15 protein-coding genes and 2 pseudogenes are annotated in these 14,707 nt (G+C 64.2%); 6 read left to right on the top strand and 11 right to left on the bottom strand.

Features of this window, described 5'->3' with window-relative positions; all coding sequences use genetic code 11:
• The first annotated feature begins 26 nt into the window (after nucleotides 1-26).
• Nucleotides 27-1,286 carry a signal recognition particle-docking protein FtsY gene (ftsY, locus tag ACQB61_RS19730; protein WP_430513999.1) on the top strand — a complete coding sequence of 420 codons (1,260 nt, stop codon included), beginning with the start codon at nucleotides 27-29 and terminating at the stop codon, nucleotides 1,284-1,286.
• A gap of 36 nt (nucleotides 1,287-1,322) precedes the next feature.
• Here the strand turns inward: ftsY and ACQB61_RS19725 are convergent, their stop codons facing one another.
• A complete protein-coding gene (locus ACQB61_RS19725; RefSeq protein ID WP_430513998.1) occupies nucleotides 1,323-1,760 on the bottom strand; it encodes a hypothetical protein in 438 nt (145 codons plus the stop codon).
• A 257-nt stretch (nucleotides 1,761-2,017) separates the two neighbouring features.
• Between ACQB61_RS19725 and queC the strand changes: the two genes are divergently transcribed.
• From queC to queF, 4 genes are read left to right on the top strand one after another with little or no spacing between them, the layout of a single operon-like run.
• Entirely contained in the window at nucleotides 2,018-2,707 is a 690-nt protein-coding gene (queC, locus tag ACQB61_RS19720; protein WP_430513997.1) for a 7-cyano-7-deazaguanine synthase QueC, read from the top strand.
• Nucleotides 2,700-3,086: a 6-carboxytetrahydropterin synthase QueD gene (queD, locus tag ACQB61_RS19715; protein ID WP_430513996.1), complete on the top strand. Its 387-nt coding sequence runs from the start codon at nucleotides 2,700-2,702 to the stop codon at nucleotides 3,084-3,086. Before queC ends, queD begins: the two co-directional genes overlap by 8 nt.
• Entirely contained in the window at nucleotides 3,083-3,811 is a 729-nt protein-coding gene (gene queE / locus ACQB61_RS19710) for a 7-carboxy-7-deazaguanine synthase QueE (RefSeq protein WP_430513995.1), read from the top strand. Before queD ends, queE begins: the two co-directional genes overlap by 4 nt.
• Before the next feature lie 2 nt (nucleotides 3,812-3,813).
• Nucleotides 3,814-4,281, top strand: a complete 468-nt coding sequence (gene queF / locus ACQB61_RS19705; RefSeq protein ID WP_430513994.1) for a preQ(1) synthase — start codon at nucleotides 3,814-3,816, stop codon at nucleotides 4,279-4,281.
• Here queF and ACQB61_RS19700 read toward each other — a convergent pair.
• The 10 genes and pseudogenes from ACQB61_RS19700 to ACQB61_RS19655 all read right to left on the bottom strand — a co-directional run bounded on the left by ACQB61_RS19700 (nucleotide 4,263) and on the right by ACQB61_RS19655 (nucleotide 13,439).
• A complete protein-coding gene (locus ACQB61_RS19700) occupies nucleotides 4,263-4,919 on the bottom strand; it encodes a CbiQ family ECF transporter T component (protein WP_430513993.1) in 657 nt (218 codons plus the stop codon). The genes queF and ACQB61_RS19700 overlap by 19 nt on opposite strands.
• A 7-nt stretch (nucleotides 4,920-4,926) precedes the next feature.
• Entirely contained in the window at nucleotides 4,927-5,697 is a 771-nt protein-coding gene (locus tag ACQB61_RS19695) for an energy-coupling factor ABC transporter ATP-binding protein (RefSeq protein ID WP_430513992.1), read from the bottom strand.
• Nucleotides 5,698-6,088: 391 nt separating this feature from the next.
• A pseudogene (locus tag ACQB61_RS19690) lies at nucleotides 6,089-6,732 on the bottom strand (DNA-3-methyladenine glycosylase family protein).
• Nucleotides 6,733-6,748: 16 nt separating this feature from the next.
• Nucleotides 6,749-7,069 (bottom strand): DUF1992 domain-containing protein, encoded by a 321-nt coding sequence (locus ACQB61_RS19685; RefSeq protein ID WP_430513991.1) that lies wholly within the window; start codon nucleotides 7,067-7,069, stop codon nucleotides 6,749-6,751.
• Nucleotides 7,066-8,133: an ATP-dependent carboxylate-amine ligase gene (locus tag ACQB61_RS19680; RefSeq protein WP_430513990.1), complete on the bottom strand. Its 1,068-nt coding sequence runs from the start codon at nucleotides 8,131-8,133 to the stop codon at nucleotides 7,066-7,068. The genes ACQB61_RS19685 and ACQB61_RS19680 overlap by 4 nt, the downstream gene beginning before the upstream one ends.
• A gap of 45 nt (nucleotides 8,134-8,178) precedes the next feature.
• Nucleotides 8,179-8,832, bottom strand: a complete 654-nt coding sequence (locus ACQB61_RS19675; protein WP_430513989.1) for an outer-membrane lipoprotein carrier protein LolA — start codon at nucleotides 8,830-8,832, stop codon at nucleotides 8,179-8,181.
• A gap of 130 nt (nucleotides 8,833-8,962) precedes the next feature.
• A pseudogene (locus ACQB61_RS19670) lies at nucleotides 8,963-11,107 on the bottom strand (DNA translocase FtsK); the annotation flags it as partial.
• Entirely contained in the window at nucleotides 11,050-11,718 is a 669-nt protein-coding gene (locus ACQB61_RS19665) for a DNA translocase FtsK 4TM domain-containing protein (RefSeq protein WP_430514425.1), read from the bottom strand. The gene ACQB61_RS19665 and the pseudogene ACQB61_RS19670, both read right to left, overlap by 58 nt.
• A 122-nt stretch (nucleotides 11,719-11,840) precedes the next feature.
• Nucleotides 11,841-13,064, bottom strand: a complete 1,224-nt coding sequence (locus ACQB61_RS19660; RefSeq protein ID WP_430513988.1) for an aminotransferase class I/II-fold pyridoxal phosphate-dependent enzyme — start codon at nucleotides 13,062-13,064, stop codon at nucleotides 11,841-11,843.
• 120 nt (nucleotides 13,065-13,184) lie between these two features.
• Nucleotides 13,185-13,439: a DUF1674 domain-containing protein gene (locus ACQB61_RS19655; protein ID WP_430513987.1), complete on the bottom strand. Its 255-nt coding sequence runs from the start codon at nucleotides 13,437-13,439 to the stop codon at nucleotides 13,185-13,187.
• A 222-nt stretch (nucleotides 13,440-13,661) separates the two neighbouring features.
• Here ACQB61_RS19655 and htpX point away from each other — a divergent pair, with 222 nt between their 5' ends.
• Nucleotides 13,662-14,687 (top strand): zinc metalloprotease HtpX, encoded by a 1,026-nt coding sequence (htpX, locus tag ACQB61_RS19650; RefSeq protein ID WP_430513986.1) that lies wholly within the window; start codon nucleotides 13,662-13,664, stop codon nucleotides 14,685-14,687.
• The last annotated feature ends 20 nt before the right edge of the window (nucleotides 14,688-14,707 follow it).

Genomic DNA, 14,707 nt, shown 5'->3' with positions numbered 1-14,707 from the left:
ACAGACTTCAGCGGCAGGACAGGTTCATGAGCGAGAAGAAGCGCGGCTTTCTGGGCCGTTTGTTCGGCGGCAAGGACAGCGCCGGCACGGCTGCGGACGAATCCCGGCCCGAGGCGGAACTGGAAACGGAAATCCTGGCCGGCGAAAAGGCTGCATCTCCGGCCCCAGAGGCTAAGGTTGAGGCTGAGGCTGAGGCGGAATCCGCTGAAGAAGTAGCCATCGAGACGGCACTTCCCGCAGAACAGCCGGAGCCTGAGGCCGCAACCGAGGCTGAGCCCGAACTGGTGAACGAACCGGCGGAAGAGGCAGCGCCGCTTGCTCCCGTCCCCGTTCCTGCGCCGGTTGCCATTGCTGAACCGCAAGGGAAGCTCTCCTGGTTCCAGCGCCTGCGCAAGGGCCTTGCCCGCTCGTCCTCGGCACTGACCGAAGGCATTTCGGCGATTTTCACCAAGCGCAAGCTGGATGCGGGGATGCTGGAGGATCTGGAGGACATTCTCCTTCAGGCAGATCTTGGCCTCGAGACGGCTGGTGCCATTACGGAGCGCCTGTCGGAAGGCCGGTTCGACAAGGAAATCTCGCCGGAGGAAGTCCGCAAGATTCTGGCCGATGAAGTCCGCAAGGTTCTGGAGCCTGCCGCCCGCCCGCTGGACCTCAACCGGGGCCACAGCCCGCATGTGGTGCTGATGGTGGGCGTCAACGGCACCGGCAAGACCACAACCATCGGCAAGCTGGCGGCAAAGCTCTCTTCGGAAGGCAAGACCGTGATGCTGGCGGCGGGCGACACGTTCCGCGCCGCCGCCGTCGAACAGCTGAAGATCTGGGGCCAGCGCACCGGTGCCGAAGTGGTGGCCCGGGAAGCGGGCGCGGATGCCGCCGGTCTAGCCTTTGATGCCATGCAGGAGGCGAAAGACAAGGGCGTGGATGTTCTGCTGATCGACACGGCAGGCCGGCTTCAGAACAAGGCTGAATTGATGGCGGAACTCGAAAAGGTGGTCCGTGTCATCCGCAAGCAAGCGCCCGATGCCCCGCATGACGTGATCCTGACGCTGGATGCCACAACGGGCCAGAACGCCATGAACCAGGTGGAAATCTTCGGCAAGGTGGCAGGTGTCACCGGCCTCGTCATGACCAAGCTGGATGGCACCGCCCGCGGCGGCATTCTTGTTGCCATCGCTGCCAGGCACAAGCTGCCGGTGCATTTCATCGGCGTCGGCGAAGGCATCGACGATCTGGAACCCTTCTCCGCCGAAGACTTTGCCGAGGCGATCGCCGGACTGGCGCGGTAAGGACCGCAAGCCTAAGCGGCGGCGGCACTCACGTCGCTAGATTGACGGCGTGATGCTCGATCTGGCCGCCGTGATCCTCGTAGGCGTGGCGGACGACGGCGGGGGTTGATGGTCGCGGGTGGCCCGTTGCGGCAGGGAACGGTTGCTGGAAACTGAGCTATGGGGACCTGATGGCTGGCGCAGCGCCTGCTCGGCCGCAGCCCTGTAGGCGGCAATGCCATCCAGCGTATGACTGACTTCCGGGCTCGTATCGACCAGAACGGCTGGCTCCTCGGCCTGAGGTTCCGAAGGATCTGCAGCAAGCGTATGGTTTTCGCCTGCCAAGGCTCCTTCAAAGCCCTCGCCAGATTGCTGTTCCCCAGCCTGTTGTTCGTTGTGCTGCTCGTGCTCCCGCTCGCGGCGGCGCTGGTCGCTGTGTTCGGTTGCCTGCACGATGCTGGCTGACGGCAACACCCGTTCCAATCCTGATGACATGGGGCCCTCCTGGCCATTTTGCTGCCTGTGGCGGCCTGCCGGGCCTTCTGGCCCTCCGTCTCTGTCCCATTTCAAACGGGACGTGGCCGAATCATCTCAACAAAGAGTTAACGATTCTTTACGCAAGGTAAACGGCAAAATCCGGGCGCTTTTCCCTTCCCTTTTACGGAACTGCTGCTAAAAGGCGCCCGTCTGCCTTCCGGGGCAGTCAACCGGTCGCAGCCTACCCGGTTCCAGCGAAAACAAGGGACACATCTTTGAAAACGCTTGTCGTCTGTTCCGGCGGAATGGATTCCGTCACCCTTGCGCACAAGGTTGCGCAAGAACACGAGCTGATCGGGCTCGTTTCCTTCAACTACGGCCAGAGGCACCTCAAGGAGCTGGACTTTGCCAGAACCTGTGCGGATGATCTGGGCGTCGAGCATATCGTTATCGACATTTCCGGCATCGGCCGCCAGCTCTCCGGCTCGGCCCTGACGGATGACGTGGCCGTTCCCGATGGCCACTATGCCGAAGAAACCATGCGCATCACCGTGGTGCCGAACCGCAATGCCATCATGCTGGCCATTGCGTATGGCATTGCCGCAGCGCGCGGGGCAGAAGCCGTGGCAACCGCCGTGCATGGCGGGGATCACTTCATCTATCCAGATTGCCGCCCCGGCTTCACAGAGGCCTTCGAGACCATGCAGCGCCAGGCGCTGGCAGGTGTAGCGGATGTGCGGCTCTACACGCCCTATGTCAACACGGACAAGGCCGCCATTGCCGCAGAAGGTGTACGGCTTGGCGTCGACTACACCCGCAGCTGGTCCTGCTACAAGGGCGGCGAGATCCACTGCGGGCGCTGCGGCACATGTGTGGAGCGGCGCGAGGCCTTCCATCTGGCGGGAGCGGAAGATCCAACCATCTATGCCGACCCGGATTTCTGGAAGGAGGCCTGCGGTGTTTAGGATCGCCAAGGAGTTTCACTTCTCCGCCTCCCACCAGCTCTTCGGCCTGCCCGAAGATCATCCCTGCGCCCGGCTGCATGGGCACAATTATGTGGTCGAAGTGGAGCTGATGTCCGAAACGCTGGACAGCGTTGGCTTCGTGCGGGACTACCGGGAGCTTGGGCCCTTCAAGAACTGGCTCGACGACACCCTCGACCACCGCCACCTCAACGATGTGCTCGGCAACGATAACGTCACCGCCGAGCGCATGGCCAGGCTCTTCTACGACTGGTGCAAGGCGCGCTGGCCCGAGGTGAGCGCAGTGCGCGTGCGCGAGACGCCAAAGACCGTGGCCGAGTACCGTCCGAAAGGCAGCTGCGGCTGCGGGTGCGGCGCATGAGCGGCGAGACCTTGCGCATCAGCGAAATATTCGGTCCCACCATCCAGGGCGAAGGCGCTCTGATCGGCATGGCCACTGTCTTCGTGCGCACCGGCGGCTGCGATTTCCGCTGCTCCTGGTGCGACACGCTGCATGCAGTGGACAGCGCCTACCGGGACACCTGGACGCCCATGAGCGCTGACGCCGTAATGGACGAAGTGCGGCGCCTGTCCGGCGGCGAGCCGCTGATGGTCACCGTTTCGGGCGGTAATCCGGCCATCCAGCCGCTGGGGCGGCTGATTGAACTGGGCAAACGCGAGGGCTACCGCTTCGCGCTGGAAACGCAAGGCAGCCTGTCGCGGGACTGGTTCAGGGCTCTCGACGTCCTCAGCCTCAGCCCCAAGCCGCCGTCCAGCGGCATGGCTTTTGACCGCAAGGCACTGGCTGATGCGGTGGCAGCGGCTGGCCCCAACACGGCAATAGCGCTGAAGTTCGTCGTCTTTGACGAGGCGGATTACGCCTTTGCCAGAGAGGTGGCGCGCGCCTATCCGCATCTGCCGGTCTATCTGCAGCCCGGCAACCACACACCGCCGCCTGCGGACAAGGAAGATGCGGTGATCGACATTCCCGGCATCATGGCGCGGCTGCGCTGGCTGATCGACCGGGCCGCCAATGACCGCTGGTTCGAGGCCAGCATCCTGCCGCAGCTTCATACCCTCATCTGGGGCAACCTTCGCGGAGTATGACCATGAGTGACAAGACCATCTATCAGAACCTGACCCAGCTCGGGTCCTCCACCGCCCTGCCCCAGAGCCCGGAAGACGCCGTGCTGGAGCGCGTGCCCAACCCGCAGGCGGGCACCGGCTACATGGTCCGTTTCGTGGCACCCGAGTTCACCTCGCTCTGCCCGATCACCGGCGCGCCGGATTTCGCCCATCTGGTCATCGACTATGTGCCCGGCGACTGGCTGGTGGAGAGCAAATCCCTGAAGCTTTTCCTCGGCTCCTTCCGCAACCATGGCGCCTTCCATGAGGATTGCACCGTGTCGATCGGCAAGCGGCTGGTGGATTTCCTCTCGCCCCAATGGCTGCGCATCGGCGGCTACTGGTATCCGCGCGGCGGTATCCCGATCGATGTGTTCTACCAGACTGGCCCGGCACCTGAAGGTGTATGGATCCCCGATCAAGGCGTGCAGCCCTATCGCGGGCGGGGGTGAGGGGCCTCAGCCCCTTTTCTTCCCCCGTTCCGCCGTACCGAACCCGTCAGCGCCGCCGCGTGCAACAAGGGCTTCGCCCACGTGGTCGGCCATGGCAAGGGCCTGAAGGGCAAAGGGGCGAGAAGCCGCCAGCTGCTGCGCTTGCCGGTGCGGGCCTGATAGGCTTCCCGCTGGGCAGCGCTCAGCGCCAGCAGCACCGGCACGAAGCGCAGAACAAGTGTAACGGCCAGCGCCGGGCGGCGCGGCGAAACGCCAAAGAAGGCCAGCGGCCGGAACAGGGGCGAAATCGCCTCCAGCATGTCATCCATGCGCGTTGTCATGGTGACGAGATTGGCCAGCATCACCAGCAGCAAAAGCCGCAGCAGCACCACAACGCCGCCCATGAGCGAGCCGGACAGCCAGTGCAACGCCAGCAGCACGGCAAACAATGGCAGCAGCGGGCGCAAGAGCGAGAGCTGCCGCAGAGCCGACCGGCCCAGCGCCGCATAGGCGGCCAGAACCAAACCACAGCCAGCCGCCAGAATGACGGCATTTTCCACGGGGAAGAGCATCAGGCTGGCGGCAGCCAGACCGATGAGTTTCGCGCCCGCAGGCAGGCGGTGGAGAAGGCTGGTTCCGGGCAGATAAAGCGAGATCACGCGCGCCTCACAACAGGCCGGAGACGGCGGCGCGCCGCTCGATATCATCCACATAGGCGGGCAGTACCGCGCCAGGCTCGCCGTCCATGCGGATCTGACCGTCCTGCAGCCACAGCACCCGGTCGAAATCGCGGATCAGCTCCAGATCATGGCTGACCATGATCAGCTTTTGCTCCAGCCCCCGGATCAGCGACATGATCTGGCGCGTGGCAAGGCCATCAAGGCTGGAAAAGGGTTCGTCAAAAACGATAAGCCCCGGCTGCATCACCAGCACCGCCAGAATGCAGATGAGCTGCTTCTGCCCCTCCGACAAATCGAGGAAAGGCCGCTCTGCCAGATGAGCGCAGCCATGAGCCTCCAGAAAGCGCCGGGCATTCAGCCGGGCGTCTTGCCGGAATTGGCCAAGCTGTGTCAGGCCGAAGGCAATCTCCTCCTCCACCGTCGGGAAGATCGCCTGATGATCCGGGTTCTGGAAGACAAAACCGACATGGCGCGGCAGGTTCGCCCGCGCCTGCCGCGTGTCCGCGCCGTAGATCTGCAAGATGCCACTGTCCGGCAGCAGCAGGCCGTTGAGCAGGCGCACGAAGCTGCTCTTGCCAGACCCATTCAGCCCGATCAGCGCAATCCGGCGCTCGCTCAAGGTGAGGCTCAGCCCGTCCAGCACGGTCTTGTCCCCGCGCTTCAGGCTCACCTGATCAAACACGGCATAGTCGGCCCGGCGCGGGTCGCAAGCCGTCTCCGTCTTGCCGCTGCCGGGTTTGAGGCGCCAGAAGGCCATGGGCAGTGATCCGTTTTGCTCTGTTGCAGCCTGAATAGAAGAAAGATGGCCCTCTGCCTATGGGGTATTCCGGCACTCCTCATCCTGGAAAGGACCGGACACCGCAGGCGCCCTGCCCTTACCGGCTCATGCCTCGGGCATAAAGATAAGCGCCCAAGCAGAACAGGCCCGCGAAACCAGCCAGGATGGCAATGTTCAAAGCCGTAAAATCATCCCACTCAAAAAGAAAACAGCCAGAAGAACAAAGCCGGAGGGGATCATGAGAACCCAGCCGAGCATTCCAAACAGAATGTCAAAACACGCTCTCAGGAAATTCATGCAGGCTCCATTGGCCGGGATGGCGAGCAAGTCTTGAACATCACGAATGCCGCAGAAAAACGGCGGGTCTGCCTCAAAGCGGCTGGCTGTCGCGCCCCTCGCGGGCAGCCTTGTACCAGGCCCAGAACAGGCGGGCGGCGACACCGCGCCAGGGAGCCCAGGTCTCCGCCAGCTCATCCAGCGCGCGGGGGCTGGGGCGCTCAGTCAAGGCGAAAGCATCACGCACCGCATTTTGCAGGGCAATGTCGCCGCTGGGAAAGATGTCCGGATGACCGGCGCAGAAGAGAAGGTAGATATCCGCCGTCCAACGGCCGATGCCCTTGACCTGGCATAGCTCCTCCCGGGCCACATCGGCCGGAACGCTCGCAAGCGCCTGAAGATCCAGCCCCCGCTGACGGCATCAGCCAGCGCCCGCACGGCACGGATCTTGGGCCGCGACAGCCCCGCGCCGCCCAGCGCCTCTTCCGTGTGGGAGAGCAAAACATGCGCCTCCAGCGGATCGACGAGGGCGGCGAGCCTTGCGCCGATGGCATTGGCGCTGGCGACGGACACCTGCTGCGAGATGATGATCTGCACCAGCGCCGCAAAGCTCGGCGGACGGCGGCGCAGGGGAACTTCGCCAGCAAAGGAAATCACCGCTGGCAGGCGCGGATCAGCGGCGGCAAGAGCGGCAAGGCCCGCAGCGATATGCTCCGGCGTTTCGATGATCACGCTCATCCCCACAATCCCCGCTTCATCCGCCGAAGAAACTGCGGCGGGCTTCCCGCTCCATCTCCAGCCGCATTTGCAAATCAGCGAGCTTCCGCATCTCGCGCTTGCGGGCGTCTTCGCCCACCGTCTCCTGGAGAATACGGGCCTGGTCCTGCACCGCCTTCTGAAGATCGATTTCGCGCGGCAGCGCGCCAGCCTCGGCCATGATACGGAAGCCGATGGCCTCCGCGCTGCCGCCATCGGCTGCCAGGTTCAGCGGCTTGCCCGCGCCCTTGAGATTGTCAAACTGGCCTTCGGCCTGCGCCTTGAGAATCTGGCTCTCGGCAAGATCAGAAAGTCTCATGCTGCTTCTCCGGCGCGGCCGCCAGACGACAGATGACGGGTCAGCGCGTCAAAGATCTTCGCATAGATTTCTTCCACACGCAGCGCCTCTTGCGGGCCAAGCCGGTGAAAATGGCTAAGACCCGGCGCCGCATTCACCTCAAGAATGGCATAGGGTCCGGACGTTGCGGCAATGTCCGGGCAGATGAGATCAAGACCGAACAGCCGCAAGCCCACGGCCTCACCCGCCTTGCAGGCGACTTCCGTGAAATGAGGGCTGATCGTGCCGGTCACATCCACCGCACTGCCGCCGGAAGAAAGGTTCGCATTCGGCAGCAGAGCCACGGCTGCACCGGCTTCCGGCACATGGTCAAGATCAAGGCCGCTGGTGGCAAGAAAGGCGAGAATACGCGGATCATCCGCGGCAATCTTCGAGCCCTTGCCGCCGGCGGCAAAGCCCTGCGTTGCCCGCGTGATCAGCGCCCGCAGAGAGGAAGCGCCATCGCCGGTCACAGAGAAGGGCCGCCGCTCGAACACGGCCAGCACCTCCCCATCCAGCACCAGCACCCGGTAGTCGCGCCCCCTCACCTCTTCCTGCACCAGAATGCGGTCGTAGGAGCGCCCCAGAACGGCGAGTGCGGCAGAGAGGCCCTGTTCGTCCTGCACCCGCAGAATGCCGCGCCCTTCCGAATCGTCATTGGGCTTCACGAACAGCGGAAATCCCGTTTCGCGGGCAAAGGCGATTGCCTCAGCCTCGCCATTCAGTTTCGCTGCAACCGCCGGGTTCTTCACCTCGATGTCGCGGATGAAACCGGGCGAACTGATCAGCATCCCGCGCGGCACACTGAGACCGGCAGCTTCCAGAAAGAAGGCGCCATAGGCCTTGTCGCGGGCAATGGCAGAGGCAGCGGCAGGATTGATGTCGAAGCCTGCGCCCTTGAAGAAAGCGCGGCGCCCGCCCGGTGCCTCCACATAGCCGGCATAGCCGTATGCGGGTTCGGCAAACACAATCAGCCCATGTGCCGCCGCATGACGGCGCAGCAGCACAAGAGCCAGTGGTTCACGGCGGGAAGGATCGGAAGTCATGCAGCGGCAAGGCCCTGAAGCAGGCAGCCGCTGCAAGGGGCCGGATCAATTCCGGTTCTGGCGGGCGGCAGCCAGATAGTCGATGACGAAGAGCTTCGGATTCGAAGGCCCGTTCGCCGTCACATTATAGATTGCCACCGACGTGTCCATGCCTTGCGAATCCGTGACGGTCCACTGCTTCAGATCAAAGGTCTGGGCATCGAAGATGAGTGTCAGCTTGCCGGAATTGAAGGTGGTCTGGTCCTCCACCACCACCGTCACAAGGTCAGGCTCCACCACCACGCCAACCACATTGGTGTCCTTGGTGAGGTCGATCTGCTCGGCCAGCAGGAAGCGCAGCGGGGTCTCGCTCAGAGGCCAGATGTCCTGCGTCTGCACCTTGCGGTCCAGCACGGACACGGACTTGCCATCGGCGATGATGTCGAGCTGTGCGGGCGGATTGTAGTAGAAGCGGATCTTGCCCGGACGTTCCAGATAGAACTTGCCTTCCACCTGCCCGCCCTCGGGGCCAAATTGCACGAAGTCGCCATGCATGGTCTTCACCGAGTTGAAGTAGGTGTTGACCTCGTTCAGCGTCTCCTGCTCCTGCGGGCTCAGCGGCGCGCGCTGCTGCGCGGCGGCAGGCGACAGGGCCGCTGCCAACGTCAGCACGATGGCTGCGGACCAGGACAGGATGCGATGCGAGCGGATGGACATCATGATAGTGCTCAGGGCTCCTTCAGGGCGGCTCGGGAGGAAAGCAGTCTGAAAGCAACCTGGCCGCTTCCCTCAATGCCTGTTGCCCTGTTCTAGTTCCCGCTTGTGGCGAGGTTGCGGCGGACGGGGCGGATCAGTAGTCCTCGTCCACCCCGTTCTTCACCAGAATCTCGCGCTTTCCGGCGTGGTTGGCGGCGCTGATCACGCCTTCTTGTTCCATCCGTTCGATCAGCGAGGCGGCGCGGTTGTAACCGATGCCAAGGCGGCGCTGCACGTAGGAAGTCGAGACCTTCTTGTCGCGCAGCACAACGGCCACTGCGCGGTCATAGAGATCATTGCTCTCGTCAGAGCCGGAGACCGCATCATAGGGGTTCTCCTGCAGCTCTTCCTCTTCGGTGACCGCCTCCAGATACTGGGGCGAGCCCTGCAGCTTCAGATGCGCAACGATCTGCTCCACCTCGTCATCGGCGACGAAGGGGCCGTGGACACGCTGGATGCGCCCGCCGCCAGCCATGTAGAGCATGTCACCCATGCCCAGAAGCTGCTCGGCGCCCTGCTCGCCCAGAATGGTGCGGCTATCGATCTTGGACGTCACCTGGAAGGAGATGCGCGTCGGGAAGTTGGCCTTGATCGTACCGGTGATCACGTCCACGGATGGGCGCTGGGTGGCCATGATGATGTGGATGCCGGCGGCACGGGCCATCTGGGCAAGGCGCTGGATCGCGCCTTCGATGTCCTTGCCGGCCACCATCATCAGGTCGGCCATTTCGTCGACGATGACCACGATGAAGGGCATCGGCTCCAGCGGCAGATCTTCTTCCTCGTAGATCGGCTGGCCGGTCTCGCGGTCAAAGCCCGTCTGCACCGTGCGGGAGAAGCTCTCGCCCTTTTCCAGCGCCTGCTTCACGCGCATGTTGTAGCCGTCGATGTTGCGCACGCCCATCTTCGACATCTTCTTGTAGCGCTCTTCCATCTCGCGGACGGTCCACTTGAGCGCCACGACCGCCTTCTTCGGGTCGGTCACCACCGGGGTCAGAAGATGCGGGATGCCGTCGTAGATCGACAGTTCCAGCATCTTCGGGTCGATCATGATCATCTTGCACTGGTCCGGCGTCATCCGGTACAGCAGCGACAGGATCATGGTGTTGATCGACACCGACTTGCCCGAGCCGGTGGTACCGGCAACGAGCAGATGCGGCATGCGGGCCAGATCCGCGATCACGCTTTCGCCGTTGATCGTCTTGCCCAGCGCCATGGCGAGCTTCGCCTTCGACTTCTCGAAATCCTCTGCCGCCAGCAGTTCGCGCAGATACACCGTCTCGCGCTTCTGGTTCGGCAGCTCGATGCCGATGGCGTTCTTGCCGGGGATCACGGCAACGCGGGCGGAGATCGCGCTCATGGACCGGGCGATATCATCGGCAAGGCCGATGACGCGGGACGACTTGATGCCGGGCGCAGGCTCCAGCTCATAGAGCGTTACCACCGGACCGGGGCGCACCTCGATGATCTCGCCGCGCACGCCGAAGTCCTCCAGCACACCTTCGAGGATGCGGGCATTCTGTTCCAGCGCATCGGCGGACAGACCCGGCGTCTTTCCGGCCGGCTTGGGCTCGGCCAGAAGCCGCAGCGGCGGCAGTTCATAGGAATCCGGCCCGTCCAGAAGTGAGGTCTGGGCCTCGGCCTGAACACGGCGGCCCGGTTGCGGGCGCGGGGCCTGCGGCACGACGCGGGCACCGCCCTGTGCCTGGGCGCCCGGCGCGGCGCGTCCCTGATCCGGGCTTGCAATGCCAACGGGACGGCCCAGCGGCGGACGGTCCAGCGGCGCCTCTTCGCGCGCCCGGCCACGGCCACGCGGAGCAACCGGCACAGGCTCTTCCACATCGTAGCCGTCATCGTCCATATCGAACGGCGGCTCGTCATAGGCGGAGGCGTCTTCCTCGTCCCCGTAGTATTCCTCGTCCTCTTCCACCTGCGGCGCCCGGCCCATGACCGGACCACGCGACGTCACGCGGCGCGGCGCCTCGCGGGTGCCGCGGGCATCGGGATAGAGATCGTCAAGGCCATCGTCCTCCTCGCCGGGAACGAAACGGTCCTTCAGCGCACGCCGCAGCGACCCGAAACGGCTTGTGGGCGGAGCAGCGTATTCGTCCTCTGCATCTTCCTCCACATAGTCGTCTTCCTCATCCTCCCGCACACGGCGCCGGGACAAGCCAAGCCCGGTCATGCGCTGCACGGCCGACTGGGCCTGCAGGCGCCAATGCGCGGCAGCACCCATAAGGGCGGCGAACCGCGGTTCGCGCTCGTCCTCGTCGTCGTCATCAAAGTCCAGCTGTTCCTGCACCTTTCGGCCGCGCATCTGCTGGCGGGCGGTGCGGGACGGCAGGGAGGGACATCCTCCTCCTGATCCTGATAACGCTCGCGCATGTCGCCAAACCAGGCGCCGGCAGCCACGAGCAGGAAGACGGCCGGAAGCCCCAGCCCCAGCACTCCCGTGATCGTCGCAGCGCCGGGCGTCAGGTTCTGCGTCAGCAGCGAGGGGACATAGTGCATGGCATCCCCGGCAAAGCCGCCGAGACCCGTCGGCAGGGGCCAGCTTTCCGGCACGGGCAGCGCCGCAACGGCCCCGGCACCCAGAAGCGTACCCACAAACCAGAACATGATCCGGCGGAAGCCGATACGCATGGTCTTGCCGGAGAGAAGCCGCCAGCCCCACAGCACCACAGGCACCAGAAACACAGCTGTCGCCAGGCCGATGGACTGCATCAGGATATCGGAGATAATAGCCCCCGGTGTGCCCAGCGCATTGCGCACAGGCTCGCCCGTCGCATGGTTCAAGCTCGGATCATTCACCGACCAGGTGGCAAGGCTCGCCGCCAAGGCGGCCGCCATAGCAATCACCAGAAGCCCGGCCGCGCCCACCAGATTGCGGCGGACGAAGCGCTTCAGCGGGCTTTCGGTGTCGAGAATATGCGCTGCACCCCGTCCGGAGCCGCGCATGGCTGTTGCCCGTCTCATGCCGCACCTCCCAGCCAGCGCGCCACGCGCTCCAGCGCCTCACCCGTCAACGCGGACGGGGCACACAGGCCAACGCGGATATAAGGATCACCCGGATTGCGGCCACCGGCATGGGTGGACGCCAGATAGGAACCGGGCAGCACCTTGACGCCCGCCTCGCTCCACAGCCGCTCGGTCACGCTGACCGCACCACCCCAGCGGCTCACATCCAGCCACAGGAAAAAGCCGCCTTCCGGCGTGACTGGCCCCAAAATGGGCGACAGCAACCTTTCGGCGATTTCGTATTTCTCGTTGTAGAGGCGGCGGTTTTCCATCACATGCGCCTCGTCGCCATAGGCGCGGGCGGCGAGCGCCTGCGCAGGCAGCGGCACCTGCGGCGCGGCAAGACCGCGGAACTTCACCCAGCGCGACAGGAACTCCGGGTCACCCGCAGCAAAACCGCAGCGAAGACCAGCAAGATTCGACCGTTTCGACAGGGAGTTGAGCGCCACCACCATGGAATAGCCCTCGCCGAGGGCATGGGCCGCTTCCAGAACGCCCGGAGGCGGCGTGCTGCGGTAGATCTCCGAATAGCACTCGTCGGCAAAGATGTAGAACCGGTGGCGGCGGGCAAGGCCTATCAGTTTCTGCCAGTAGGCAAGGCTCGCCACCGCTCCCTGCGGATTGGCGGGCGAGGCCACGTAGAAGGCGATGGTGCGGTCCAGCAGCTCCGGCTCCAGTGCATCCAGATCCGGCAGGAAGCCGGTTTCTGCGCCCGTATCGAGCATGACCGCCTCGGCCCCGGCAATATGGGCTGCGGCTGCATAGGTCTGGTAGAACGGGTTGGGCAGGATCACCGCCGGGCGGGCCACGTCCTTGGCCAGCTGATCACGGGCAGAAATCGCGCCGAAGGACAGGCCCTCGCGCGAGCCGTTGAGCGGCAGAACGCCCTTGTCCTTGTCGATGGTGCCGCCGAGATTGTAGCGCCGGTCCAGCCAGGCCGCTATGGCCGCACGGAAGGCGGGAGAGCCTTCGATCGGCGGATAGCGGCGGAAATCAGCCAGATTTTCCATCAGCACTTCGCCCGTGAAGGGCGGCAGCGCATGCTGCGGCTCGCCAATGGTCAGCACAATAGGGTCCGCACCGGGGCGCGTATCGCCCAGAAGCGCGGCAAGGCGCTGGAACGGATTGGCGTCGGGCAGGGCCGCGCGCGGATTTGAGGCAGGCATCGTGGACGTCATCTGACCTTCCGGACACTCGAACACACTTTGCCCGGACGTTAACGCGCCTCTGGTAAATCCCTCATTAACCAAGCAGCCATCACAGCTCGTTACCGCTGCTGCACAGGCAGTTGTCCACCGTCAGAAATCGACGGTGATCCCCTTGATTTCCCAATCCTCATAACGGGTTGGCTCCAGTCCGCCGCGCCCGTCCAACTCTTTTGCCATCGCCTGCTGGCGGGCGTCGATTTCTGCACGGCGCGCTTCGGCTTCCTTCAGCGCACGCTGCGCTGCGGGGAAGGTCCTCGAATCGCCGCTGCGGTGCGGGGGCCGGCTCTGCCGTGGCCTCAGGCTCTGCGGGCGCGGCACGCTGGGGAAAGGGAACGACCACGCCACGGTTCTCTGAAACACCGGCTTCGGGGCCGTTTGCTCCGCTGTTCTCGTCGTCGTGCATGGAGATCTCCATCTGCTGCCCCGCCAGACGCCGCTCCAAGACAGGTTGAAGACTGGCAGACTTGCGGGAAATCGGGCTGATACCCATCATATAGGGTACTGGCGGGAGCGCAAAACTCCCGTCCGGCTTAGCGCCGCAATTAAGCGCGACGAGGACCGAAGGCAATGAACTATTTCCGCACTGCCATGCTTCTGGCCGCCATGACCGCCCTGTTCATGGGCGTTGGCTTTGTGATCGGCGGACAGAGCGGCATGATGATCGCGCTGGTGATCGCCGGTGCGATGAACCTGTTCAGCTACTGGAATGCGGACAAGATGGTGCTGTCCATGCACCATGCGCAGGAGGTGGACGAGCGCAGCGCGCCCGAACTGTTCCGCATGGTGCGCCAGCTGGCGCAGAACGCGCAGCTGCCGATGCCCAAGGTCTATATCATCAACAACCCGCAGCCGAATGCCTTTGCCACGGGCCGCAACCCACAGAATGCCGCCGTGGCCGCAACCACCGGCCTGCTGGAGCGCCTGAGCATGGAAGAAGTTGCCGGCGTGATGGCGCATGAGCTCGCGCACATCAAGAACCACGACACGCTGATCATGACGATCACTGCGACGATTGCCGGTGCCATCTCCATGCTGGGCAACTTCGCCTTCTTCTTCGGCGGCAACCGGGAGAACAACAATCCTCTCGGCTTCATCGGCGTGCTGGTGGCGATGATCGTCGCCCCGCTTGCTGCCATGCTTGTGCAGATGGCGATTTCCCGCACCCGGGAATATGCCGCCGACCGCATGGGCGCCGAAATCTGCGGCCAGCCGATGTGGCTCGCCTCGGCGCTCGCCAAGATCGCGGGTGGCGTGGAGCAGATCCACAATCCGGATGCGGAGCGCAGCCCGGCAACGGCGCACATGTTCATCATCAACCCGCTGTCAGGTGAGCGGATGGACAACCTGTTCTCCACCCACCCGAACACCGCCAACCGCATCGCCGCCCTGCGCGATCTGGATGGACAGATGGGCGGGCGCGGCAACAGTTCCGGTGGCTTTGGCGGGAGCTGGAACCCGGCTCCGGCGCAAACCCGCAGCCAGCCGTGGGGTGGCGCCGGTGGCAGCACAGAAAACGGATCGGGCCCTTCAGGACCTTGGGGAGGCCGTGAATCTTCCCGTCCTTCGGACAAACCCAAGGGCCCATGGGGCTGAAACCGCTTGGGGTTGAGCCG

This window comes from Pannonibacter phragmitetus (assembly GCF_050510895.1).
In the GTDB taxonomy this organism is placed as follows: Bacteria; Pseudomonadota; Alphaproteobacteria; order Rhizobiales; family Stappiaceae; genus Pannonibacter; species Pannonibacter phragmitetus_B.
This window is presented reverse-complemented; position numbering and strand designations above follow the sequence as displayed.